The organism is Flavobacterium sp., from assembly GCF_044341185.1.
Lineage (GTDB): Bacteria > Bacteroidota > Bacteroidia > Flavobacteriales > Flavobacteriaceae > Flavobacterium.
On the sequence record NZ_JBIISE010000001.1, the window covers coordinates 79,228 to 103,051 of the forward strand.

Annotated in this window: 24 protein-coding genes; 11 read left to right on the forward strand and 13 right to left on the reverse strand. The window is 31.9% G+C overall.

Annotated elements, in window-relative coordinates:
• Window positions 1-12: 12 nt before the first annotated feature.
• Complete coding sequence (gene asnS, locus ACIQZ1_RS00335; protein WP_396157951.1) at window positions 13-1,461, reverse strand: asparagine--tRNA ligase; 1,449 nt, start codon at window positions 1,459-1,461, stop codon at window positions 13-15.
• Between the two features lie 136 nt (window positions 1,462-1,597).
• On the opposite strand from asnS, the gene ACIQZ1_RS00340 reads away from it, so the two are divergent.
• Entirely contained in the window at window positions 1,598-2,614 is a 1,017-nt protein-coding gene (locus tag ACIQZ1_RS00340; RefSeq protein ID WP_396157953.1) for an NAD-dependent epimerase/dehydratase family protein, read from the forward strand.
• Window positions 2,615-2,676: 62 nt separating this feature from the next.
• Here ACIQZ1_RS00340 and frr read toward each other — a convergent pair whose 3' ends face one another.
• Together frr and pyrH are read right to left on the reverse strand one after the other, a co-directional pair.
• Window positions 2,677-3,240, reverse strand: a complete 564-nt coding sequence (gene frr, locus ACIQZ1_RS00345; protein ID WP_396157955.1) for a ribosome recycling factor — start codon at window positions 3,238-3,240, stop codon at window positions 2,677-2,679.
• Between the two features lie 45 nt (window positions 3,241-3,285).
• A complete protein-coding gene (gene pyrH, locus ACIQZ1_RS00350) occupies window positions 3,286-3,993 on the reverse strand; it encodes a UMP kinase (RefSeq protein WP_396157957.1) in 708 nt (235 codons plus the stop codon).
• Between the two features lie 141 nt (window positions 3,994-4,134).
• Here pyrH and ACIQZ1_RS00355 point away from each other — a divergent pair, with 141 nt between their 5' ends.
• Window positions 4,135-4,725: a thioredoxin family protein gene (locus tag ACIQZ1_RS00355; RefSeq protein WP_396157959.1), complete on the forward strand. Its 591-nt coding sequence runs from the start codon at window positions 4,135-4,137 to the stop codon at window positions 4,723-4,725.
• Here ACIQZ1_RS00355 and truB read toward each other — a convergent pair.
• The 4 genes from truB to ACIQZ1_RS00375 all read right to left on the reverse strand — a co-directional run bounded on the left by truB (window position 4,691) and on the right by ACIQZ1_RS00375 (window position 7,437).
• Window positions 4,691-5,395, reverse strand: coding sequence for a tRNA pseudouridine(55) synthase TruB (gene truB, locus ACIQZ1_RS00360; protein WP_396157961.1), 705 nt, complete (start codon window positions 5,393-5,395; stop codon window positions 4,691-4,693). The two genes, ACIQZ1_RS00355 and truB, sit on opposite strands and share 35 nt — an antisense overlap.
• Window positions 5,395-6,204, reverse strand: coding sequence for an undecaprenyl-diphosphate phosphatase (locus ACIQZ1_RS00365; protein ID WP_396157963.1), 810 nt, complete (start codon window positions 6,202-6,204; stop codon window positions 5,395-5,397). Before ACIQZ1_RS00365 ends, truB begins: the two co-directional genes overlap by 1 nt.
• A 70-nt stretch (window positions 6,205-6,274) precedes the next feature.
• Window positions 6,275-6,511 (reverse strand): DUF3098 domain-containing protein, encoded by a 237-nt coding sequence (locus tag ACIQZ1_RS00370; RefSeq protein WP_396157964.1) that lies wholly within the window; start codon window positions 6,509-6,511, stop codon window positions 6,275-6,277.
• A gap of 50 nt (window positions 6,512-6,561) precedes the next feature.
• Entirely contained in the window at window positions 6,562-7,437 is an 876-nt protein-coding gene (locus ACIQZ1_RS00375) for a cell division protein FtsX (protein ID WP_396157965.1), read from the reverse strand.
• A gap of 158 nt (window positions 7,438-7,595) precedes the next feature.
• On the opposite strand from ACIQZ1_RS00375, the gene leuS reads away from it, so the two are divergent.
• Window positions 7,596-10,463 carry a leucine--tRNA ligase gene (gene leuS / locus ACIQZ1_RS00380; protein ID WP_396157967.1) on the forward strand — a complete coding sequence of 956 codons (2,868 nt, stop codon included), beginning with the start codon at window positions 7,596-7,598 and terminating at the stop codon, window positions 10,461-10,463.
• A 99-nt stretch (window positions 10,464-10,562) separates the two neighbouring features.
• On the forward strand, window positions 10,563-11,264 hold the full coding sequence (locus tag ACIQZ1_RS00385; RefSeq protein ID WP_396157969.1) for a zinc metallopeptidase: 702 nt from the start codon (window positions 10,563-10,565) through the stop codon (window positions 11,262-11,264).
• Window positions 11,265-11,327: 63 nt separating this feature from the next.
• Here the strand turns inward: ACIQZ1_RS00385 and ACIQZ1_RS00390 are convergent, their stop codons facing one another.
• The gene (locus ACIQZ1_RS00390) at window positions 11,328-12,689 is read right to left on the reverse strand and encodes a saccharopine dehydrogenase family protein (protein WP_396157971.1); all 1,362 of its coding nucleotides are present in this window, start codon (window positions 12,687-12,689) and stop codon (window positions 11,328-11,330) included.
• 120 nt (window positions 12,690-12,809) lie between these two features.
• On the opposite strand from ACIQZ1_RS00390, the gene ACIQZ1_RS00395 reads away from it, so the two are divergent.
• A complete protein-coding gene (locus ACIQZ1_RS00395) occupies window positions 12,810-13,193 on the forward strand; it encodes a DUF423 domain-containing protein (RefSeq protein ID WP_396157973.1) in 384 nt (127 codons plus the stop codon).
• Between the two features lie 72 nt (window positions 13,194-13,265).
• A complete protein-coding gene (pckA, locus tag ACIQZ1_RS00400; protein WP_396157975.1) occupies window positions 13,266-14,891 on the forward strand; it encodes a phosphoenolpyruvate carboxykinase (ATP) in 1,626 nt (541 codons plus the stop codon).
• A 112-nt stretch (window positions 14,892-15,003) separates the two neighbouring features.
• Here the strand turns inward: pckA and ACIQZ1_RS00405 are convergent, their stop codons facing one another.
• The 3 genes from ACIQZ1_RS00405 to ACIQZ1_RS00415 are packed head-to-tail and all read right to left on the reverse strand — an operon-like array spanning window position 15,004 to window position 16,400.
• The gene (locus ACIQZ1_RS00405) at window positions 15,004-15,753 is read right to left on the reverse strand and encodes a uroporphyrinogen-III synthase (protein WP_396158037.1); all 750 of its coding nucleotides are present in this window, start codon (window positions 15,751-15,753) and stop codon (window positions 15,004-15,006) included.
• Between the two features lie 22 nt (window positions 15,754-15,775).
• Window positions 15,776-15,958, reverse strand: a complete 183-nt coding sequence (locus ACIQZ1_RS00410; RefSeq protein WP_396158039.1) for a DUF4271 domain-containing protein — start codon at window positions 15,956-15,958, stop codon at window positions 15,776-15,778.
• A 10-nt stretch (window positions 15,959-15,968) separates the two neighbouring features.
• Window positions 15,969-16,400: a DUF4271 domain-containing protein gene (locus tag ACIQZ1_RS00415; RefSeq protein WP_396157977.1), complete on the reverse strand. Its 432-nt coding sequence runs from the start codon at window positions 16,398-16,400 to the stop codon at window positions 15,969-15,971.
• A 106-nt stretch (window positions 16,401-16,506) separates the two neighbouring features.
• Here ACIQZ1_RS00415 and ACIQZ1_RS00420 point away from each other — a divergent pair, with 106 nt between their 5' ends.
• Genes ACIQZ1_RS00420 through ACIQZ1_RS00430 form a run of 3 tightly spaced genes read left to right on the forward strand, consistent with a single transcriptional unit; the run spans window position 16,507 to window position 18,905 of the window.
• On the forward strand, window positions 16,507-17,229 hold the full coding sequence (locus ACIQZ1_RS00420) for a polyprenol monophosphomannose synthase (protein WP_396157979.1): 723 nt from the start codon (window positions 16,507-16,509) through the stop codon (window positions 17,227-17,229).
• Window positions 17,230-18,573 (forward strand): dihydroorotase, encoded by a 1,344-nt coding sequence (locus ACIQZ1_RS00425; RefSeq protein WP_396157981.1) that lies wholly within the window; start codon window positions 17,230-17,232, stop codon window positions 18,571-18,573.
• 2 nt (window positions 18,574-18,575) lie between these two features.
• Window positions 18,576-18,905: a DUF4296 domain-containing protein gene (locus ACIQZ1_RS00430; RefSeq protein WP_396157983.1), complete on the forward strand. Its 330-nt coding sequence runs from the start codon at window positions 18,576-18,578 to the stop codon at window positions 18,903-18,905.
• A 51-nt stretch (window positions 18,906-18,956) separates the two neighbouring features.
• Here the strand turns inward: ACIQZ1_RS00430 and ACIQZ1_RS00435 are convergent, their stop codons facing one another.
• Window positions 18,957-20,498, reverse strand: coding sequence for a glycine--tRNA ligase (locus ACIQZ1_RS00435; RefSeq protein WP_396157985.1), 1,542 nt, complete (start codon window positions 20,496-20,498; stop codon window positions 18,957-18,959).
• A 43-nt stretch (window positions 20,499-20,541) separates the two neighbouring features.
• A complete protein-coding gene (locus tag ACIQZ1_RS00440) occupies window positions 20,542-21,357 on the reverse strand; it encodes a hypothetical protein (RefSeq protein WP_396157987.1) in 816 nt (271 codons plus the stop codon).
• 38 nt (window positions 21,358-21,395) lie between these two features.
• Between ACIQZ1_RS00440 and ACIQZ1_RS00445 the strand changes: the two genes are divergently transcribed.
• Both ACIQZ1_RS00445 and ACIQZ1_RS00450 read left to right on the forward strand, forming a co-directional pair.
• Window positions 21,396-22,100 carry a ComF family protein gene (locus ACIQZ1_RS00445; RefSeq protein ID WP_396157990.1) on the forward strand — a complete coding sequence of 235 codons (705 nt, stop codon included), beginning with the start codon at window positions 21,396-21,398 and terminating at the stop codon, window positions 22,098-22,100.
• A 70-nt stretch (window positions 22,101-22,170) separates the two neighbouring features.
• A complete protein-coding gene (locus ACIQZ1_RS00450) occupies window positions 22,171-23,769 on the forward strand; it encodes an Ig-like domain-containing protein (protein WP_396157993.1) in 1,599 nt (532 codons plus the stop codon).
• Window positions 23,770-23,824 lie beyond the last annotated feature (55 nt).

Sequence of the window (23,824 nt, forward strand, 5' to 3'; positions counted from 1 at the left end):
TCTAAACTATTTTTAAAATTCAGCGTTATCTGGTGTTCGTGGAAAAGGAATTACGTCGCGAATGTTAGTCATACCCGTAACAAACAACACCAATCTTTCAAAACCTAATCCGAAACCTGAATGCACCGCTGAACCGAATCTTCTGGTGTCTAAATACCACCATAATTCTTCTTCGTCAATACCTAATGCTTTCATTTTTTCAATTAAAACGTCTAAACGTTCTTCACGTTGAGAACCTCCAACAATTTCGCCAATGCCTGGAAATAAAATATCCATAGCGCGAACAGTTTCTTTTCCTGGTTCGGTTCCGTCATTTAATCGCATATAAAATGCTTTAATTTTAGCAGGATAATCGAATAAAATCACAGGACATTTAAAATGTTTTTCTACTAAGAAACGTTCGTGTTCTGATTGTAAATCGGCACCCCATTCGTCAATTAAATATTGGAATTTTTTATTTTTATTTGGTTTCGAATTTTTAAGAATATCAATAGCTTCAGTATATGAAACACGTTTGAAATTATTCTCTAAAACAAAATTTAATTTTTCTAACAAAGCCATTTCGCTACGTTCCGCTTGTGGTTTGTTTTTTTCTTCTTCTAATAAACGATTTTCTAAAAACTTTAAATCTTCAGGACATTTATCTAACGTGTATTTAATTACATTTTGAATAAAATCTTCAGCTAAATCCATATTTGCAGCCAAATCATTGAAAGCTACTTCTGGCTCAATCATCCAAAATTCGGCTAAATGACGTGATGTATTTGAATTTTCCGCACGAAAAGTAGGTCCGAAAGTATACACTTGCCCTAAAGACATGGCATACGTTTCTGCCTCTAATTGCCCAGAAACCGTAAGATTGGTTTGTTTCCCAAAAAAGTCTTCTTTATAATTTACTTTACCGTCTTCTGTTCTTGGTGTGTTATCAAAAGGCAAAGCCGAAACTTGAAACATTTCTCCAGCACCTTCTGCATCAGAACCTGTAATAATTGGCGTATTTACATACACAAATCCTTTTTCTTGAAAATACTTATGCACCGCGAAAGACAATGTAGAACGTACACGCATTATTGCACCAAACATATTTGTTCGGGTACGCAAGTGTGCATTTTCTCTTAAAAAGTCTAAACTTGGTTTATTTTTGGGTTGTATTGGGAATTTTTCCGCATCAGAATCGCCTAAAATTTCAAGCTTAGTTACTTGGATTTCTACTTTTTGTCCAGCACCTTGACTTTCCACCAAAGTTCCAGTCACAGAAATTGCTGCACCTGTAGTAATACGTTTTAAGGTTTCTTCAGGTGTGTTTTCAAAATCAACCACACACTGAATATTATTAAGCGTAGAGCCATCATTTAACGCTACAAACTGATTGTTTCTAAACGTTCTTACCCAACCTTTTGCGTTTACTTCTTGTAACGTTTTTGTGTTTTCTAATAAATCTATAATTCTAATGTGCTTCATAATCTCCAAATATTCATTTAAAATGCAAATATAGGGCGAATTTTTGAGTTTTAGAAATGCGAATTTTAGATAAATTTTAATGGCTTTTCTTTATTAGAAGCTACAGATTATTTCAATTTTTCACTAATTTTACAAAATGATATTAGTCACAGGCGGAACAGGTTTAGTTGGTTTTCATTTATTATTGCAACTTTCTCAAGAAGAGAATACCATTCGTGCAATATTTAGATCGGAGAAAAGACTTCTGCACGTTAAAAAATTATTCGAAAAAGAAAATAAGCTTTCGGAATTTGAAAAAATCGATTGGGTTAATGCCGATATTTTAGATATTCCTGCTCTTGAAACTGCTTTTACTAACGTTTCTTATGTATATCATTGTGCGGCGTTGGTTTCTTTTAATCCGAAAGACGAAGAGAAACTTTATCAAAATAATATAATTGGAACCGCAAATGTTGTGAATTGTTGCTTATATTCAGATGTAAAAAAATTGTGCTATGTAAGTTCAATTTCGGCTTTAGGAAACGGAACAGAATATAATTTAATACTAAATGAAGAAACTGAAAGAAACAATGAAGTCGTAAGAAGCGATTATTCTATTTCGAAATTTGGCGCAGAAATGGAAGTTTGGCGTGGGTTTCAAGAAGGTTTGGAAGTAGTAATTGTTAATCCGGGTGTAATTTTTGGGTACGGATTTCCAACAGAAGGCAGTTCTTTATTTATCAAAAATGTTAAAGACGGACAATTATTTTATACGCAAGGTAAACTTGGAATTGTAGCTGTAGAAGATGTTGTAAAAGCGATGACGACTTTAATGAAAAGCACCATTTCTGGCGAACGCTTTATTTTAGTTGCCGAAGATGTAACTTACAAAGAATTATTTGATAGCATTGCAGATAGTTTGGCTACGAACACCTCAGCCAATAAAATAAAAAAACCAAAATTTGAAATAAAGAAATGGCAATTACAAATTATTCGAATCTTTGAGTTTATTTTTACAACCTTATTTTTCAGAAAACGAATGCTTACAAAAGCAGCCATAAACGCATTATATAATATAGAAATTCACGATACAAATAAAATTAAAACCGCTATTGATTTTGAGTTTTTAGATATGAAGGTTTATTTGAAAACTCTGATAGAGAAAATGAAATAAAAAATCCAAATTCCTATTACATATTGGAATTTGGATTTTTAAATATTGAAAGTTATTTATTATTAAACTTTCATTATTTCAGCTTCTTTAGCTACAAAAATTTCATCAATTTTCTTAATAAAAGCATCTGTTAGTTTTTGTACGGAATCTTCCGCAACTTTACAGATGTCTTCAGATGTTCCGTCTTTTTCTTCTTTTTTGATATCGCTATTGGCATCTTTTCTGGCATTTCTAATACCTACTTTGGCATCTTCTGCTTCTGCTTTAGCTTGTTTTACTAATTCGCGTCTTCTGTCTTCTGTTAAAGCGGGAATACTAATGATAATATTATCTCCATTATTCATTGGATTTAACCCTAAATTAGCAATCATAATCGCTTTTTCAATAGGTTGTAACATCGCTTTTTCCCAGGGTGTTACTGTTAAAGTTCTGGCATCCACAGCTACAACATTTGCCACTTGTGCCAATGCCGTTTGTGCCCCATAATAATCTACAAAAACACTTCCTAACATTTGCGGAGATGCTTTTCCTGCTCTAATGTTTAAAAATTCTTTTTCTAAATGCGCTACCGATCCATTCATAGATTCTTTTGCGCTATCAATAATAAAGTTAATTTCTTCTGTCATTTTATTTATTTTAAAATTCCAATATAATAAATTCCAAATTCGTAATTAAATTGTCACTGTTGTTCCTACTGTTTCTCCGTTACAAATTTTTGCCAAATTGCCTTTCTTATTCATATCAAAAACAATAATTGGCAATTTATTTTCTTGGCTCAATGTGAAAGCTGTCGTATCCATTACATTTAATCCTTTTGCTAACACATCATCAAAAGTAATGGTGTCATATTTCACGGCGCTCGGGTCTTTTTCAGGATCGGCTGTATACACCCCATCCACGCGAGTTCCTTTTAAAATAACATCGCAATTTACTTCAATTCCTCTTAAAACGGCAGCTGTATCAGTCGTAAAATATGGATTTCCAGTTCCTGCACCAAAAATTACAATTCTGCCTTTTTCTAAGTGTCTTGTAGCTCTTCTTTTGATGTAAGGTTCTGCAATAGCTTCAATTTTTAATGCAGTTTGTAATCGTGTTGGCATTCCAGCATCTTCTAAAGCGCCTTGTAATGCCATTCCGTTAATAACTGTAGCTAACATTCCCATATAATCGCCTTGTACTCTATCCATTCCGTTACTTGCACCTGCTACACCTCTAAAAATATTTCCACCGCCAATAACAATGGCAATTTCTACACCTTGATCGTGAATTTGCTTGATTTCTGAAGCATAATCTGCTAAAGTTTTCGGATCAATTCCGTACTGTCTTTCGCCCATTAAGGCTTCTCCGCTTAATTTAAGAAGGATTCTTTTGTAACTCATGGTGTTGTTTTTAGTGATGCAAATATAATTATTATCTGCAATCAAAAAAACAATTTAATTTAGAAACTCCAATTCTGTGTAACATATAATACACAATTGCTCATAATTTATTTTTAAATTTGTAAAAACAATTCATCCGTTATGAAATCTATCATCCAATCTGCTTTACAAAATAGTCATTCATATACTGAATATCGAATTATTGTTTCGAAATTAATTAGCGAAGGGAAATCGACAGGAAAGGAACAAAGTGCCGATTTATTACACTATTCGGAATTGAATGAAGTTCGCATGAAACGTTTAGAAAAAACACTAAAATTAGATCCCGAAGTAGAAAAAACGCTACAAAATTTAAAATCTAAACAAACTTGGTTAGTGATTTCAGAAGGCTGGTGTGGCGATGCCGCTCAGATTTTACCAATTATCAAATTAATATCTGAAGCTTCTGAAAATATAGATTTGAAATTAGTTTTTCGTGATGAAAATGAAGAATTAATCCATCTGTTTTTAACCAATGGGGCTAAATCCATACCAAAATTATTAGTTTTAGATGAATCATTTAACTTAATAAATCATTGGGGACCAAGACCAGAAGGCGCAAAAAATTTAATTATCGAGTATAAAGCAAACCACGGAATTGTGGATGAAGCTGCAAAAACGGCGTTACAAAAATGGTATTTAGATGATAAAGGAATTTCTACAATGAAAGAGATTGTTGCAATCCTTCAATAAAAGCCTCCGGTTCCGTGGCGTTTCCCACCGAATAATCACCGATTTTTGTTCTACGAAGTGCCGTTAAATGGCCTCCAGAATTAAGAGCCAAACCAAAATCGTATGCGATGGAGCGAATGTACGTTCCTTTACTACATACAATTCTGAAATCTATTTCGGGTAAGGCAATTCTGGTAATTTCAAATTCAGAAACTGATACTTTTCTGGTTTTTATTTCCACTTCTATACCCGCACGAGCTGATTCGTACAACCTTTTTCCGTCTTTTTTAATGGCTGAAAAAACAGGAGGTTTTTGATCTATTTCACCTATAAATTGCGGTAACGTTTCGTTAATTAAAGCTTCTGTAATATGTTCCGTTGGAAACGTGGCGTTAATTTCTGTTTCTAAATCGTATGAAGGTGTTGTGGAGCCAACCGTAATAGTTCCAGTATATTCTTTAGCTTGACCTTGTAATTCTTCTATTCTTTTTGTGAATTTTCCTGTACAAATTAGTAATAATCCAGAAGCCAATGGATCTAAAGTTCCCGCGTGACCAATTTTGAATTTTTTGGGTAATTTTAATTCTTTTATTAGACCGAATTTTAATTTATTTACGGCTTGAAAAGACGACCATTTAAGTGGTTTATCAATCAATAAAATTTGTCCTTCTTGGTAGTCTTCTGCTTTCATTATTTGTATAAATTAAAGTAAGCTAACAATAGAATTCCTGCTATAATTCTGTACCAACCCCAAGGTTTAAATCCGTATTTTTTAATGATTTCAATGAAAAATTTAATAGCTAAAACTGCTACTACAAAGGCAACTAAATTTCCAATTATAAACATTTTAGTATTGTCTTCTGTTTTCAGAATTAACTCAAAACCTTTTAAACCACTTTTATCATACGTTTTCAAAAACACCGAATAACAAGTAACCGCTAACATTGTTGGCACGGCTAAAAAGAAAGAAAATTCCGCAGCCGCTTGACGACTAAGCCCTTGTTGCATGCCTCCAATGATACTTGCTGCACTTCTGCTTGTGCCTGGCATCATAGCCAGACATTGCCAAAAGCCAATAGTAACTGCTTTTTTTATGGTAATATCTTCTTCTTTATGAATGGTTGGATTTTGAAAAAATCTATCTACGAATAATAAAATTATTCCTCCAATAATTAATACAATCGCAATAGGTGTAGGATGTTCTAAAACGTCTTCAATTTTATCATCAAATAATTTTCCTAAAATTAAAGCAGGAACAACTGCACAAGCCAATTTGATGAAGAATTGCAACTTCGAAAAATCAAAAAACTTTTTCCAATATAAAACTACAACTGCCAAAATGGCTCCAAATTGTATAGAAACCTGAAATAATTTTACAAATTCTTCTTTTTCAATTCCGAAATAAGAACTGGCAAAAATCATATGTCCTGTAGAAGAAACTGGTAAATATTCTGTTATGCCTTCAATAATGGCAATAATTATAGCTTGAAGTAAATCCATTTGAAAGTGACTAGTGAAAAGTTAATAGTGATTAGTAAAATAGGTTTAGCTAATTACTTATCACTACTTACTATTTACTTTTTTTAAGAATAGAATAAATTGTAATTCCGAATCCGATTAATACAACCGTTGGTGCTAATCTTATTCTTCTGAAGCTATATACGTCTTCATTAAATACATTTGGATTTTCGTTGGCACCACCACTCATTAAAATGAATCCTAAAGCAATAACCACTAATCCGATAATTAATATTTTATAATTGGTAGCACTGAATAAAAATTCTGGCTTTTTAGTATTTTCTTTCATATAAATTTTATAAAATGCTATTCACTATTTACTAATTCCTTTTCTCTAGATTAATACAAATCGTCCGTTCTTAAATTCAAGAAACGAGTGGTTGCAAAATAGGTACTCAACCAAGTAATAATAATCCCAATTAACAATACACCAAAAGCAACGATAGCAATAGATGCATAGTCTTTTGCAATTCCTAAAGTTGGAAATAAACCATCAATGTAAAAAGCTAAAAACAACAATCCAATAATCGCTAAAACGGCACCAATTATCCCTAATAAAATACTTGTTTTAATAAATGGCTTTCTGATAAATGTTTTTGTGGCACCAACCATTTGCATCGTTTTTATGGTAAATCGATGTGAGTAAACCGACAAACGAATCGAACCGTTAATTAATAGCATTGCCACAAAAGTTAAAACCGTACTTATAATTAATATCCAAAAGCTAATTTCAGAAACATTTTCGTTAACCAATTCTACTAATTCTTTATCGTAAATAATGTCAGAAATATTGCCATTTCTTTTAAAATTATTTTCAATTTTTTTAATTTCTTCTTTGGTTACATAATCACTTTTTAAATGAATATCAAAAGAATTTTGTAACGGATTAAATCCTAAAAACTCCATAAAATCTTTCCCAACAATATCTGGATTGTTTTTAGCCGCTTCGGCTTTGGTTACAAAATCGTACGATTTGATAAATTTTGAATTTTTCAATTCGGTATCAAATGCATTTAGAATCGTATCATTCGCTTCGTCTTTAAAATAAACACTCATTGGAATGTTTTCTTTAAAATCGTTCGAAATTTTTTCAGAATTTATTACAAACAAACCTAATGCTCCTAATAAAAACAGTACTAAAAAAATACTAAAAACTACTGAAAAATAGGAAGATATTAATCTTCTACGTTGATATTGTTCAAATGATTGTGCCATAAGTTTACTAATTATGCTGTAAAAATAGTAAAGAAATTTTGTTTACACAGAATATAACAACAAAGTTTTAACATTAGTATATAAAAATGTAAATTTGCACCTTATTTTTCGGTTAAAACCGATAATGTAAATCTGAAAATAGACTATAGAAAATAGAAATGAAATATTTCCACGAAAAAATCGAAGCCAAATGGCAACAATATTGGGCAAAAAATAACACTTTTGCAGCAAGTAACACTTCGGAAAAACCTAAATACTATGTATTAGATATGTTCCCTTATCCATCGGGAGCGGGGTTACACGTGGGGCATCCGCTGGGGTATATTGCTTCTGATATTGTAGCGCGTTATAAAAGACATCAAGGTTTTAATGTATTGCATCCGCAAGGGTACGATTCATTTGGTTTACCTGCAGAACAATATGCGATTCAAACTGGGCAACATCCTGCAGATACAACGCGAATGAATATTGAAGGTGGTGTCGATAAATCGGGAAATGTTATTCATGGATATAGAAAACAATTAGACAGAATTGGATTTTCGTTTGATTGGAGCAGAGAAGTTCGTACGTCAAATGCAGACTATTACAAGCATACACAGTGGATTTTCATACAATTATTCGAATCTTGGTACAATAAAAACTCTGATAAAGCAGAAAGCATTTGCACCTTAATGCAAGAATTTGAGAAAAACGGAAATACGCAAGTTAATGCCGTTTGCGATGAAAATATCGTGTCGTTTTCAGCAGCAGAATGGAACTCATTTTCATCCGAACAACAACAAAAAATCTTATTACAATATAGATTAACCTATTTAGCCGAAACCGAAGTAAACTGGTGTGCTGCATTAGGAACCGTTTTAGCGAATGACGAAATTGTAAACGGGGTTTCAGAACGTGGTGGACATCCCGTAGTTCGTAAGAAAATGACACAATGGAGTATGCGAATTTCTGCTTACGCGGAACGATTATTACAAGGTTTAAACGATATCGATTGGAGTGAATCCATTAAAGAATCACAACGAAATTGGATTGGAAAATCAGTCGGAGCGACTGTTAAGTTTCAAGTTTCAGGTTCCAAGTTTCAAGTTGAAGTGTTTACGACAAGACCCGATACAATTTTCGGAGTAACATTTATGACATTAGCACCCGAACACGAATTGGTGGCACAAATTACTACTCCAGAACAAAAAGCAGCGGTGGAAGCTTATGTAGAAGCCACAGCAAAACGTTCAGAAAGAGAAAGAATGGCCGATGTAAAAACCATTTCAGGAGTATTTACAGGCACATATGCCGAACATCCTTTCACAAAAGAACCTATTCCAATTTGGATTGGCGATTATGTCTTGGCGGGTTATGGAACAGGTGCTGTTATGGCGGTTCCTTGTGGCGATGAACGTGATTATGCTTTCGCGAATTTCTTCAAAGGAACACACGGAATGCCAGAAATAAAAAATATTTTCAACCAAGATATTTCAGAAGCCGCATACGGTGAAAAAGGCGGATTCGAATTGGTAAATTCTGATTTCTTAAACGGATTAGATTACAAAAACGGAACGAAAAAAGCCATCGAAGCTTTAGAAGAAATAGGAGCAGGAAATGCTAAAGTAAATTACCGTTTACGCGATGCTGTTTTCTCTCGTCAACGTTATTGGGGCGAACCTTTTCCAGTGTATTATGTGAATGGCTTGCCACAAATGATTGACAAAAAACACTTGCCAATTGTATTACCAGAAGTAGAAAAGTATTTACCAACGGAGGACGGGCAACCGCCATTAGGAAACGCAACGGTTTGGGCTTGGGATAGTGTTCAGTGTTCAGTGGTTAGTAATCAGTTAATAGATAATATAAAAGTTTTCCCATTAGAATTGAACACGATGCCGGGTTGGGCAGGCTCTTCTTGGTATTGGATGCGTTATATGGATGCGTATAACACCGAAACATTTGCTGACGAAAATGCCTTAAAATATTGGGAAAGCGTAGATTTATACATTGGTGGAAGCGAACACGCTACAGGACATTTATTGTACTCCCGTTTTTGGAATAAATTCTTAAAAGACAGAGGCTATGCGCCAACCGAAGAACCATTCAAAAAACTGATCAATCAGGGAATGATTTTGGGGATGAGTGCGTTTGTGTATAGAAGTGAAGATTCTAAATCCTTTTATTCAAAAGGATTAATTCAAGGTAAAAATGTAAATCCAATCCACGTTGATCTATCTTGTATTAATGATATTACGAACGAATTAAATATAGAAAAATTCAAAGCACATCCCTTATATGTTGATTATGCAAATGCTGAATTCGTTTTAGAAGACGGCAAATACATTGTTGGTCGAGAAGTCGAAAAAATGTCGAAATCAAAATACAATGTAGTTTCGCCAGATGATATTTGTGAAGAATACGGAGCCGATACACTGCGTTTATACGAAATGTTTTTAGGACCTTTAGAGCAATCTAAACCTTGGAACACGGCAGGAATTACAGGTGTTTCTGGATTCTTGAAAAAATTATGGCGTTTGTATTTTGATGACAACGGTTCGGTTATTATAAACGATGAACCTACGGCAGAAATGTATAAATCGTTACATAAAACCATTAAAAAAGTAACCGAAGACATCGAGAATTTCTCATTTAACACCTCGGTATCTCAATTTATGATTTGCGTAAACGAATTGCAACAATTAAAATGTAATCATCGTGCTATATTAGAGCCTTTAGCTATTTTAGTTTCGCCGTATGCGCCACATATTGCAGAAGAATTATGGAGTGGTTTAGGTCACGAAGGTTCAATTGCAACAGTTGCATTTCCAAAATTTGAAGAAAAATATTTGGTTGAATCTGAAAAAGAATATCCAGTTTCGTTTAATGGAAAAATGCGATTTACGATTAAGTTACCTTTGGATTTAACCGCCACTCAAATTGAAGAAATTGTAATGGCAGACGAACGCACACAAGCACAATTACAAGGCAGAACACCAAATAAAGTGATTATTGTTCCAGGCAAAATTATTAATTTGGTTGGGTAAATTTTGTGCTTTAATTAACAATGTCAAACTGTCATTTTTTAAATTTGGCTCATAATTTGATATTTATTTAGTAACTTTAAATTTTTAAAATTAAATACTATGTTTGATTTACCTTATATGATTTTAATTGGAGCAATTACTCTTTTTAGTTGGTTGGTGAGTTCTCGTTTAAAAAGCAAATTTGAACATTACTCGAAACTTACCTTAAGAAATGGTATGTCTGGTGCCGAAATTGCAGAAAAAATGCTTGCTGATCATGGAATTAGTGATGTAAAAGTTATTTCTACTCCGGGAAGATTAACAGACCATTATAATCCAGTTGACAAAACAGTGAACTTATCAGAAGCCGTATATAATCAACGAAATGCAGCTGCAGCTGCAGTAGCGGCTCACGAAGTTGGACACGCCGTACAACACGCGCAAGCCTACGAGTGGCTGACCATGCGTTCTAAAATGGTACCAATGGTTAATGTGTCGTCAAGTATGTCGCAATGGTTAATTATGGGTGGAATTATTTTAGGATTTGCATCAAAATCAGGAATTGGATTTTACGTAGCTGTTGCTGGTTTGGCTTTAATGGCTGTGGCAACGGCATTTAGTTTTATTACTTTACCTGTTGAATACGATGCAAGTAATCGTGCTTTGGCTTGGTTGAAAAACAAAAATATGTTAGGTCAAGAAGAATATGCTGGTGCCGAAGATTCTTTAAAATGGGCTGCCAGAACCTATTTAGTTGCCGCTCTGGGTGCATTAGCTTCTTTATTATATTGGGCTTATAGAATATTAGGTTCCAGAGATTAATTCTTAAAAACCTAAATAGTAAATCCAAATTTCGAAACAATCTCGGAATTTGGATTTTTTTATTTAAATATAGTAATTGTATCCAAAGTAAGGCACGTCAAATTCTTTAAAAACAACGCCATACTGTTCTAATTCTTCTAAAATTGGAAGATATACTTCTTTCGCAGTTGGTAATTGCACGCCAGTTGTTTGTATCTCGCCATTTAATATTTTTAACGTGGCAATAGCTACGGGTAATCCCACAGTTTTTGCCATCGCAGTATACGTTTGATCGTCTCCTAAACACACCATCGTGGAATCAATTTGTTTCTGCTCACCATTAATTTCGTAACCTATTTTATGATACATCACAATCATATCTTTATCTTCTGGTTGCAAGGTCCATTTATACGATAGTATTTTTTCTAACATTTGCGCTGGAGTGGCATTTTTTAAACCCGTAACTACAGATTTACTAAATAAATCTAACTCTAAAAGTTTGTCCCAAATTACATCGTCTTGATCAATTTTTAATTGATGTCTGAATTTAATTTCAACAGAGTCCGTTGGGTGATAAGGTAAGAATAAATTCACAAAATCTCGGTTACTCATTTGTTCAGAATCATCAATAATATAGGTGTCATCTGTCATTCCTAATTGCACAAAAACGTCCCAAGCTTTTGAAAAACCTACTCTTCTTATGGTTCCACGATAACAAGTATCTATTGCCTCTAAACCATAAATCTCTCTATATTTCAAAGAATCTCTGTTTGCGTAAGCTTCAAATCGTCCAAATTCTTCTACTTCTAAAAATTCGGTTCTTCTAAATAATTTATGATAAGGAATGTATTTATAAGTGCCTTCTTGTATGAATTTTGCCGCTCCGCCTTGACCCGCTAAAACGACATTTCTTGGATTCCATGTGAATTTATAATTCCACAAATTGGTATCGCTTTCAGGAGCCACTAATCCTCCACAAAAAGATTCGAAAAGAATAATTTTTCCGCCTTTACTTTTAATTTCGTCCATAATTTTCATGGCACTCATGTGGTCTATTCCTGGATCTAAACCAATTTCATTCATCAATACAATTTGGTTTTCTTTAGCTTGAGAATCTAAACTTTTCATTTCTTCACTAATGTACGAAGCCGTAATCATATTTTTTTTATAGAAAACACAGTCTTTGGCTACCTCAACATGAAGATGAGCTGGCAACATAGAAATTACAATATCCGCTTGTTGAATTTCTTTTTTACGCTGTTCGTCATTACAAACATCAAAAGAAATGGCACGCGCATTTTTATGATTTTCCGTTTTCTTATTGGCTAATGCTTTGGATAAATCAGCTATTGTAAGTATCAAATTTTCAGCTTCTGATTTATCTAATAAATATTTTATAAGTGAAGAGGCAGATCGACCTGCTCCTATAATTAATATCTTTCTCATTTTACTATGTATATCACACGAAGGTAATGAAATGTTGTATTTCTAAAAAATAAAAACAAGCATTTATAAAAAAACTTGGTTTTAAGTTTATTATATTTGTGAAGAGATAAAACACTATCTATGGAAAAGAAAATTCTACTTGTAGCTTGTACTTTGGGCTTTTTAGCTATTATATTTGGAGCTTTTGGAGCGCATGCCTTAAAAAAAACACTTACTGTTGAACAATTAAATTCTTTTGAAACGGGTGTGAAATATCAAATGTATCACGCGTTGTTTTTATTATTTATTGGAGCGACACAAATTATTACATTAAAGGAAAAAACAATTGTGTTTTATTTAACTTTAACGGGTGTATTATTTTTTTCAGGTTCCATTTATGTACTAACAACTAATGGCTTAACTGGAATTAAAACAAAACTAATTGGGCCTATAACACCAATAGGAGGTATACTTCTTATCCTTTCTTGGGGGTATTTATTTTACGCTATTTTGACGAAAAAATAACAGAAACCGCGTAATTGTCAAATTATTGTTTAATTTTGCACTTTAAATAAAAGCAACATAACTAATAATTTTATGGATACCTACGCTCAATTTACGAAATCGATTTCGTTAGAAAAATATGGAATCAAAAATGTTACTGAAATCGTATATAACCCCTCATACGATTTACTTTATAACGAAGAGTTAAATGACAACCTAAAAGGTTATGAAAAAGGACAATTAACAGAACTTGGAGCTGTTAATGTAATGACGGGTGAATTTACAGGTCGTTCTCCTAAAGACAAATATATAGTAAAAGATAGCACTACAGAAAATACCATTTGGTGGAATTCTGAAAAAGCTGTGAACGATAATAAACCTATTTCAACTGAAACTTGGAATGCCTTAAAAGAAACTACCGCTTCTCAATTATCTGAAAAAAGACTTTTTGTTGTAGATGCATTTTGTGGTGCAAATGAAAATACGCGATTAAAAGTTCGTTTCATTATGGAAGTGGCTTGGCAAGCGCATTTTGTAACAAATATGTTCATCAGACCAACCAAAGAAGAATTAGCAAATTTTGGCGAACCAGATTTTGTAGTGATGAATGGTTCTAAAACATCTTTTAAAGACTACGCTGCACACGGATTAAATTCGGAAGTGTACGTTGCCTTTAACTTATCTGAAAAAATTCAATTAATTGGTGGGACTTGGTATGGTGGAGAAATGAAGAAAGGACTTTTCGCCTTAATGAATTACTATTTACCTTTACAAGGAATTTCATCAATGCATTGTTCTGCAAATAAAGGTGCAAATGGTGATGTAGCTGTTTTCTTCGGACTTTCTGGAACAGGAAAAACAACCTTATCAACGGATCCAAAACGCGAATTAATTGGTGATGACGAACATGGTTGGGATAATGATGGCGTATTTAATTTTGAAGGTGGCTGCTATGCAAAAACTATTGATTTAAGTGCAGCAAACGAACCTGATATTTTTAAAGCCATAAAAAAAGATGCTTTACTAGAAAATGTTACCGTTGATATCCATGGTAAAATAGATTTCAAAGATGGTTCTGTGACTCAAAACACCCGTGTTTCTTATCCTATTTATCATATAGACAATATTGTAAAACCAATTTCAAAAGCAGGTCATGCTAATAAAGTTATCTTTTTAACTGCAGATGCTTTTGGGGTGATGCCACCAGTTTCAAAATTAACGCCTGAACAAACTAAATATTATTTTTTATCCGGGTTTACAGCAAAATTAGCAGGAACTGAGAGGGGGGTTACGCAACCAGAACCAACGTTTTCAGCTTGTTTTGGAAAAGCTTTTTTAACTTTACATCCAACAAAATACGGGGAAGAGTTAGTTAAAAAGATGGAGGAAAATAAAGCTACTGCATACATGGTAAATACCGGTTGGAATGGAACTGGTAAACGAATATCTATTAAAGACACAAGAGCTATAATTGATGCCATTTTAGATGGTTCAATTGAAAAAGCAGCCACTACTACTGTACCTGTTTTTAATTTTGAAGTACCTACTGCTTTACATGATGTTGATGCATCAATTTTAGATCCAAGAAACACTTATACCGATGCTTCAGAATGGGATACAAAAGCTAAAGATTTAGCGAGTCGTTTTATTAAGAATTTTGTACAATATACAGACAATGAAGAAGGTGCTGCTTTAGTAGAAGCAGGTCCTAAATTATAATATACTACCAAAAATAACCTACTTTTAAAACGTCATGTAAATCAAGGCGTTTTTTTATATCACAAAAAAAGCGTTCAGAATTGAACGCTTTTTAAATATATAAATAATAATATTATTTACCTTTATTTGCTTCCGCAACATATTTTTCCAAAGCACCTGTCATAGATGGAGTTCCAGGAGCTGGCGCTAATATATCAACTCGTAATCCATGATCTAAAGCTTCTTTTTGAGTGGTTGGTCCAAATACAGCAATTCTAGTGTTGTTTTGCTCAAAATTTGGGAAATTTTTAAACAACGATTTTATTCCTGTTGGACTAAAAAATGCCAATACATCATAATAAACATCTTTAAGATCAGATAAATCGCTCATTACAGTTTTATAAAAAATTCCTTGTTTCCAATCTACTTTTAAACCATCAAGGGTTTGTGGTACATCATGATTCAGTTGATCTGTATTCGGCAATAAAAACTTTTCGTCTTTATATTTTTTTATAAGTGGTGCTAAGTCCGCAAAATCCTTCTGACCTACATAAATTTTTCGTTTTCTGTACACAACATATTTTTGTAAGTAAAACGCAACTGCTTCCGATTGACAAAAATATTTTAAATCTTCAGGGATTTTATATCTCATTTCTTCGGCAACTCTAAAATAATGATCTATAGCATTTTTACTAGTAAATATTATTGCTGTAAAATTATTTAAATCAATCTTTTGCGCTCTTACTTCTTTAGCTGAAACGCCTTCAATATGAATAAAAGGTCTAAAATCAATTTTTACCTTAAATTTATTTTGCAAATCGTGATATGGAGAATTGTCCACTTTAGGTTCTGGTTGCGAAACCAAAATCGTTTTTACTTTCAAATTTGACATACCTAAAAAATTCCTAATTTTTCGTTACCCAATAATACATGAAATAATACGGTGCTATTTCAAGGGTGCAAAGATATAAAATAAAATAAAACAATTTGCTTAATATTGTCTTTTGATACGTTTTAACAAGAAAATAATAAGTGAAAACGTTATAAATTAAAAAAACACTCAGAATAATATAAAAAACTTCTTTTATTGGCCAAGAATTATAATCCTAAAAAAGCTCTATAATTTACTTTAATAAGATTAAACTGATCCACTAAACTTTCAGAATTTATCGCTGTACCAATAATTTTTTCTATTAAAAACTTTGATAAAATAAAAACAAATAAAAAAGTTACTATTTGAATATACGTAATGTAATTATCAATTTTTGTATAATTAAAGTAACTCAACATCAACAAAATAAAAAACGAGAATGAAATTAACTGAATGACAAACATAGAAATCGTAAACCAACTCAATAAATTATTTGTGTCTTTATACACTTTATTATATTTATCTGAATAGCCTAATTTTATAAACTCATTAAATCTGATAGAAAAAACAGTTTTATTAAGAGCAATAACTGCAATTGCCAACACAAATAATACAGTTGCCCAATCTTTATTGACTAAAATTCGTTCTATTGATAACATAATGTTCATACTGCAAAAGTAACAAAAAATTAACTCAAATAAATTATATAATTATTAAGAAAATAAATATAAAAATAACTTAATTTTGTAGAGAAAATAAAACAATATGTCAGCAGGAATAGTAATTATACCTACATATAACGAAATTGAAAATATAGAACGGATTATTCATGCTGTTTTTCAATTACCTTCAAACTTCCATGTCTTAATTGTAGATGATAATTCACCGGATGGAACGTTTAATAAAGTGTCTGAATTACAAAAACAGTATTCGGAAAAATTATTTTTAGAAATTAGAACAAAAAAATCAGGATTAGGAACCGCCTATGTGCATGGTTTTAAATGGGCACTTTCACATCACTATCAATATATATATGAAATGGATGCCGATTTTTCTCACAATCCAAATGATTTAGAAAAATTATATTTGGCTTGTCAAAACGGCGCTGATGTAGCAATTGGCTCAAGATATTCTAAAGGGGTAAATGTAGTTAATTGGCCTTTAAACCGTGTTTTAATGTCTTATTTTGCTTCGGTTTATGTGAAATTTATTACTGGCATGCAAATTCATGATGCCACAGCAGGTTTTATATGTTATAAACGAAATGTTTTAGAAACTATAAATATTGATAAAATTAAATTTGTAGGATATGCATTTCAAATAGAAATGAAATATCGTGCTTTTGTAAATAAATTTAAGATTGAAGAAGTGCCAATTATTTTTACAGACAGAACATTAGGCGAATCAAAAATGAGCGGTGCTATTATTCGTGAAGCTGTAATTGGGGTGATTATGTTACGAATTAGAAAAATATTTAACAAACTATAAATGAGTACATTTTTAATTAAAAATGCAAGAATTGTAAATGAAGGGAGCGTCTTTGAAGGAGATGTATTAATTGAGAATGAAATTATCCGTCAGATTGCAGATAATATAAGTGCAAAATCCTCTGAGTGTATAATTATTGATGCAGAAGGAAGTTTTTTAATTCCTGGCGTTATTGATGATCAAGTACATTTTAGAGAGCCAGGACTTACGCACAAAGGCGACATCGCCTCAGAAAGTAAAGCTGCCGTTGCTGGGGGAATCACTTCTTATATTGAACAACCCAACACGGTACCGAATGCAGTAACTCAGGAGCTTTTAGAAGAAAAATATCAAATTGCTTCCAAAACATCACACGCCAACTATTCATTTATGATGGGCGGCACAAACGATAATTTAGAAGAAATTTTAAAAACCAATCCTAAAAATGTAGCCGGTCTAAAACTGTTTTTAGGTTCGTCTACAGGTGACATGTTAGTTGATAGTTCAGCATCGTTAGAAAAAATATTTTCTAATACGAAACTTTTAATAGCCGTTCATAGTGAAGACGAAACCATTGTAAAAAATAATTTAGCGAAATACAAAGAAATCTACGGTGATGACATTCCTGTAGAAAAACACCCAGAAATTAGATCTGTAGCAGCATGTTACGAATCTACTGTTAGAGTTATTGAATTGGCTAAAAAAACCGGAGCAAGATTGCATGTTTTTCATATTTCAACGGCTAAAGAATTAGACTTATTTACAAATAAAATTCCGCTTGAAAAGAAACAAATTACAGCTGAAGTTTGTATTCATCATTTGTGGTTTACAGATGCCGATTATGAAACTAAAGGTTCATTAATTAAATGGAATCCGGCTGTTAAAACGCAAGAAGATAAAGACGCGCTTTGGAAAGCACTTTTAGATGATAGAATAGATGTAATTGCTACAGACCATGCGCCTCATACTTTAGAAGAAAAATCAAATCCATATACAACTTGCCCATCTGGAGGTCCATTAGTACAACATGCATTAGTAGCCATGATGGAGTCCTACTTTAATGGTAAAATTTCTATAGAAAAGATTGTTGAAAAAATGTGTCATAATCCAGCGAAAATTTTCAAAATAGAAAATCGTGGTTTTATTAAAGAAGGTTATTTTGCCGATTTAGTTATAGTGAATCCACATATGCCTTGGAATGTAAAAAAAGAAAATATTATTGCAAAATGTGGCTGGTCGCCATTTGAAGGAATTAATTTTAAATCTAGAGTGACACACACTTTTGTAAATGGAAAACTGGCTTATGCCAATGGGAAGGTAAAGGATATTATAGCTGGACAAAGGTTAACTTTTGATAGAGAATAACAATGAAAAAAATAGTTTTATTCGTTTTTGTTTTTGGATTTTTTGCTTGTAACGAAAATCCTGTAAAACGTCCGAAAATACTTTTGGATGAAGAAACAATGGAAAATATTTTATATGATATAGCAATATTACAAGCTGCTAATATAAATGCACCAGATATTTTACAAGCTAATAAAATAGAAGCCAAAGACTACATTTATAAAAAATACAAAATTGATAGTGCTACGTATCATCAAAATAACAGATATTATGCTGCAGAGGTAAACAATTACAAACACATGCACAAACGAATTTTAGCCAGATTAGAAAAACACCAAAATGTTAAAAAATAAAAAAACGCCAAATTCAATGAATTTGGCGTTTTTTTATTTATACTGAACATATTACATTTTCATTAACCAATTTCTTACCGAAACTTCTTTATCAATAATGTTTTTTAAATCGGCAATTGCTACACGTTCTTGAACCATCGTATCTCTATAACGAATAGTAACCGTTTTGTCTTCCAACGTTTTATGATCTACAGTAACACAAAATGGCGTACCCAAAGCATCTTGACGTCTGTAACGACGACCAACAGCATCTTTTTCATCGTATGCCACATTGAAATCCCATTTTAATTCTTCCATAATTTCCTTGGCAATTTCTGGTAACCCATCTTTTTTAACCAAAGGTAATACAGCTGCTTTTGTAGGTGCTAAAACAGAAGGCAAACGCAACACTGTTCGGGTAGAGCCATCCTCTAATGTTTCTTCTTGTAATGCTTTTGAAAATACCGCCAAAAACATTCTGTCTAAACCAACGGATGTTTCCACTACATAAGGCACGTAGTTTTTATTTTCTTCAGTATCAAAATATTGTAATTTTTTACCCGAAAATTGCTCGTGTGCTTTTAAATCGAAATCTGTACGAGAATGAATTCCTTCTAATTCTTTAAATCCGAAAGGAAAATTAAATTCAATATCTGCAGCTGCATTTGCGTAGTGTGCTAATTTTTCATGGTCGTGAAAACGATAATTTTCAGCACCTAATCCTAATGATTTGTGCCAATTTAATCGCGTAGTTTTCCAGTATTCGTACCATTTCATTTCTTCACCTGGCTTCACGAAAAACTGCATTTCCATTTGTTCAAATTCGCGCATTCGGAAAATAAATTGTCTTGCGACGATTTCATTTCTAAACGCTTTACCCGTTTGTGCAATTCCAAAAGGAATTTTCATTCGGCCTGTTTTTTGCACATTTAAAAAGTTAACGAAAATTCCTTGAGCTGTTTCTGGGCGTAAGTATAAATCCATCGCCGTGTCAGCTGAAGCGCCTAATTTAGTGCCAAACATTAAGTTGAACTGGCGTACTTCTGTCCAATTACGAGATCCAGAATCTGGACAAGCGATTTCTAATTCTTCAATTAAAAGTTTTACATCGTCTAAATCTCCAGCATCTAAACTTTTCGCCATTCTGGCTAAAATTTCGTTCTTTTTAGATAGATATTCTACAACTCTAGGATTTGTAGTAATAAATTCTTGTTCGTTAAAAGCATCGCCAAAACGCGCTTTTGCTTTTTCAATTTCTTTTTGTGCTTTGATGTTTAATTTTTCGGCATAATCCTCAATTAAAACATCTGCTCGATATCTTTTTTTAGAATCTTTGTTGTCAATTAATGGGTCGTTAAACGCATCAACATGCCCTGATGCTTTCCAAGTAGTTGGGTGCATTAATATTGCTGCGTCTAAACCTACAATATTTTCATGCATTTGAACCATGGATTTCCACCAATATTCTCTAATATTTTTTTTTAGTTCTACACCGTTTTGTGCGTAATCATATACCGCACTTAAACCATCGTAAATTTCGCTAGAAGGGAAAATAAATCCGTATTCTTTTGCATGCGAAACTACATTCTTAAATAAGTCTTCTTGTTTTGCCATGTTGCAAAAGTAAAAATAGGAAAGGAATTAAAAAAGTAATTTTTTAATTATAATTGAAAATGGTTGAACTAATTTTAGTAGTTCCTGAATATAAGTTTACAATATATCTTCCTTTTACAGTTTTGTTTTTTTCTAAATCCACATAACTGCAAACATCTGTGACTTGTTGTTGGTATTCAAACTTCACTAATTTACTGTATTTTAAAGTAATATTATTATTTTCAAACGTTAATTCTTCCACAGAAACGATATCATTTTTTGGATTTACAACTTGTACAAAAAATTCTTTTTCGCCAGTAGAAATTAATTTATTTCTGTCAACTGTAAAGCAAACTCTAATTTGTTCAATTGGCTTTACTTTATTTGGTGTTTTATTATCTGTAAGAAACTTAACCCCTTTTACTTGTAAATTAGTAACTTCAAACTTAGCATCTTTTAAAACTGTATTTTCAGTAATTTTTGGAGTTTTAACTTCTGGTTTAATAATCGTTCTAAGTTTTTCAATTTGTTTTAATTTTTCTTTCAACAATTTAATTGAATCTTTAATTTGATCAATTTCTTTGTTTAATTCTGATAAATTCTTAAACTTAATATTTTTCTTTGGATCTTTTAAATCAGTTACTTTTAAAGATAATTCTTGAAAACTTTCTTCAAAATTATTATATAAATTAGAAACAGAATCATACTTAGTTAGAATTTCAGATAGCTGATTTTGAGTAATCAAAGTTTCTTGCTTCAAAGTATCTTGTAGTTCTTTTGCAGATTTATTATCTTTATAACTTTTAAATAATACTATCAGTAAAAAAAACGATAATAGAAGTATAGCGATTTTATAATTGTTGTTTCTTTTTGAAGACATTCTTAATATTTTTACTAAAGTAAAGCTAATGTTTTAATATGATAAAATTTTTCGACAAAATACATAAAAATCTGTTAAACGTGGTGTTTCCTGCATTTTGTAATGGCTGTTCGAAATTACTTTTAAAAAATGAAAAAATAATTTGCACACAGTGTATACATAATTTACCCCTTACCCATCATCATCTTTTAAAAGAAACTGAAATTCATAAAGTTTTTTATGGTTTAGTCCCGTTTGAATTTGGAGGCTCATTATTATATTTTAGAAAAAAAGGGATTGCACAACAATTAATGCACAATTTAAAATATAAAAACCAGCAAGAAATCGGCACTTTTTTAGGAGATATTTTTTCAAAAAACGTAATAGATTTGCCTGTTTTTAATGATGTTGATGGAATAATTCCTGTGCCTTTACATAAAAAACGTCTTCACGAGAGAGGATACAATCAAGTTACAACTTTTTGTGAATCGCTTGAAAAAAACTTAGCTATTCCGATTATTGATGATGTATTAATTAAATCTAAAAACTTAAAATCTCAAATTCAAAAATCAAAAGAAAATCGGTTAGAAACCAATAAAAATGTATTTTCTATTGAAAACGCTCACAAAATTGAAGGGAAGCACATTCTACTTGTAGATGATATTTTTACAACTGGCGCGACTATTGAAGCCTGCGCTAAAGAAATATTAAAAATAAAAAAAACTAAAATTAGTATCGTAACTATGGCGTATACACAATCATAAAATTTATTTAAATATTATGATGCAAGTGAATATAATTGTTACTTTGCAGGATTAAAAAGCAAAATAATTAATGAAAAAAATCATATTACTTTTTACCCTAATTTCTCTTGTATTCATCAGTTGCGCTAAAAGAGGTATGGTTTCTGGCGGTCCAAAAGACAGTGTTGCTCCTGTTATTGTTAAAAGTAGCCCAAAAAATTATGAAACCAATTTTTCTGGGAAAACTATTAAAATTGATTTTAGCGAATACATAAAAGTAAAAGACATTAACAAACAATTGATTGTGTCGCCACCAATGGCAAAAAACCCAACAATTGTGCCACAAGGAAGTGCAAGTAAATATATATCAATTACTTTAAATGAAGATTTAAAACCAAATACCACATACAGTTTTAATTTTGGCCAAAGTATTGCAGATTATAACGAAGGCATTCCGTATTCGCAATTTAAATATGTGTTTTCAACAGGAGCGTATGTTGATTCTTTAAAAGTTTCTGGTGAAATTGTAGACGCATTTGAAAAAGAAACCGATGAATTTGTAACCGTAATGTTGTATGACGCTGAAACGTATAATGATTCATTAGTATACAAAAACAAACCCATTTATATTACCAATACGTTAGAAAAAAATACGAAGTTTACTATTGAAAATATAAAAGAAGGCAATTATTATTTAGTGGCTTTAAAAGACAAAAACAACAATTACAATTATCAAGCAAAATCGGAAAAAATTGCCTTTAAAAAGGAAAAAATAAAAATCCCTTCAGATAGCAGTTATACCTTAAAACTATTTGCAGAGAAAAACGAAATTAAAACATATACACCTACATTAGAAAGTAACAACAAATTGTTTTTAGGGTACGAAGGCAATGCAAATAATGTAAAACTATTTTATAAAAAGAATAACATTGAAACGCCTTTACGATTTGCGAAATCAGCAAATGGAAAATCGGATACTTTACAAGTTTTTATGCCTAAAGAAGCTAAAGATTCTATACAAATCCTTGTGAAATCTGAAAACTATGTGAAAAACTATTTGGTAAAATTAAAAAAGCTAAAAGAAGCAGATTCATTAAAAGTCACACTTTTTGCTAATAAAAAATTCCATTTTAGCGAAAAACTTAGTTTAGAAACTACCACACCGATTAAAAAAATAAATGCTGAAAAAATATTTTTGAGAAAAAAAGATAGTACTTTAGTCTCCTTCACAACAGAAATTAACGATTTTGAGCAATTGATTTCTTTTGATTTCAAGCAAGAAGAAAACGAAAAATACGAATTAGAACTTCTGCCTGGTGCTATAGAAGATGAATACGACACTAAGTCTGACAGTTTGAAATTTGCATTCGATAAAGGTGCGATAAGTGACTTTGGAAATTTAAAATTGCGATTGAAAAACATTAATAGATTTCCGTATATAGTACAAATTTTAAATACTTCTGGAGATATTGTTAGCGAAAAATACTGTACTAAAGAAAACGATTTGTATTTCGAAGCCATTCAGCCAAGCAACTATCAAGTGCGATTGTTTTACGATGACAACAAAAATAGAATTTGGGATTCAGGAAACTTTAAAACCAAATTACAACCCGAAGAAATGGTTTATTTTCCCGGTTTAATTGACGTAAGAGCCAATTGGGATGTGGATCAGGAATTGGAGTTAAAATAATATAAAAAAACGCATTCAAATTTGAATGCGTTTTTTATTTTAAAAAAGTTGTGTT

What these genes read in the sequence shown, in the direction of transcription:
- asnS (WP_396157951.1), bottom strand. Translation starts at nt 1,461, where the DNA reads ATGAAGCACATTAGAATTATAGATTTATTAGAAAACACAAAAACGTTA.
- ACIQZ1_RS00340 (WP_396157953.1), top strand. Translation starts at nt 1,598, where the DNA reads ATGATATTAGTCACAGGCGGAACAGGTTTAGTTGGTTTTCATTTATTA.
- frr (WP_396157955.1), bottom strand. Translation starts at nt 3,240, where the DNA reads ATGACAGAAGAAATTAACTTTATTATTGATAGCGCAAAAGAATCTATG.
- pyrH (WP_396157957.1), bottom strand. Translation starts at nt 3,993, where the DNA reads ATGAGTTACAAAAGAATCCTTCTTAAATTAAGCGGAGAAGCCTTAATG.
- ACIQZ1_RS00355 (WP_396157959.1), top strand. Translation starts at nt 4,135, where the DNA reads ATGAAATCTATCATCCAATCTGCTTTACAAAATAGTCATTCATATACT.
- truB (WP_396157961.1), bottom strand. Translation starts at nt 5,395, where the DNA reads ATGAAAGCAGAAGACTACCAAGAAGGACAAATTTTATTGATTGATAAA.
- ACIQZ1_RS00365 (WP_396157963.1), bottom strand. Translation starts at nt 6,204, where the DNA reads ATGGATTTACTTCAAGCTATAATTATTGCCATTATTGAAGGCATAACA.
- ACIQZ1_RS00370 (WP_396157964.1), bottom strand. Translation starts at nt 6,511, where the DNA reads ATGAAAGAAAATACTAAAAAGCCAGAATTTTTATTCAGTGCTACCAAT.
- ACIQZ1_RS00375 (WP_396157965.1), bottom strand. Translation starts at nt 7,437, where the DNA reads ATGGCACAATCATTTGAACAATATCAACGTAGAAGATTAATATCTTCC.
- leuS (WP_396157967.1), top strand. Translation starts at nt 7,596, where the DNA reads ATGAAATATTTCCACGAAAAAATCGAAGCCAAATGGCAACAATATTGG.
- ACIQZ1_RS00385 (WP_396157969.1), top strand. Translation starts at nt 10,563, where the DNA reads ATGTTTGATTTACCTTATATGATTTTAATTGGAGCAATTACTCTTTTT.
- ACIQZ1_RS00390 (WP_396157971.1), bottom strand. Translation starts at nt 12,689, where the DNA reads ATGAGAAAGATATTAATTATAGGAGCAGGTCGATCTGCCTCTTCACTT.
- ACIQZ1_RS00395 (WP_396157973.1), top strand. Translation starts at nt 12,810, where the DNA reads ATGGAAAAGAAAATTCTACTTGTAGCTTGTACTTTGGGCTTTTTAGCT.
- pckA (WP_396157975.1), top strand. Translation starts at nt 13,266, where the DNA reads ATGGATACCTACGCTCAATTTACGAAATCGATTTCGTTAGAAAAATAT.
- ACIQZ1_RS00415 (WP_396157977.1), bottom strand. Translation starts at nt 16,400, where the DNA reads ATGTTATCAATAGAACGAATTTTAGTCAATAAAGATTGGGCAACTGTA.
- ACIQZ1_RS00420 (WP_396157979.1), top strand. Translation starts at nt 16,507, where the DNA reads ATGTCAGCAGGAATAGTAATTATACCTACATATAACGAAATTGAAAAT.
- ACIQZ1_RS00425 (WP_396157981.1), top strand. Translation starts at nt 17,230, where the DNA reads ATGAGTACATTTTTAATTAAAAATGCAAGAATTGTAAATGAAGGGAGC.
- ACIQZ1_RS00430 (WP_396157983.1), top strand. Translation starts at nt 18,576, where the DNA reads ATGAAAAAAATAGTTTTATTCGTTTTTGTTTTTGGATTTTTTGCTTGT.
- ACIQZ1_RS00435 (WP_396157985.1), bottom strand. Translation starts at nt 20,498, where the DNA reads ATGGCAAAACAAGAAGACTTATTTAAGAATGTAGTTTCGCATGCAAAA.
- ACIQZ1_RS00440 (WP_396157987.1), bottom strand. Translation starts at nt 21,357, where the DNA reads ATGTCTTCAAAAAGAAACAACAATTATAAAATCGCTATACTTCTATTA.
- ACIQZ1_RS00445 (WP_396157990.1), top strand. Translation starts at nt 21,396, where the DNA reads ATGATAAAATTTTTCGACAAAATACATAAAAATCTGTTAAACGTGGTG.
- ACIQZ1_RS00450 (WP_396157993.1), top strand. Translation starts at nt 22,171, where the DNA reads ATGAAAAAAATCATATTACTTTTTACCCTAATTTCTCTTGTATTCATC.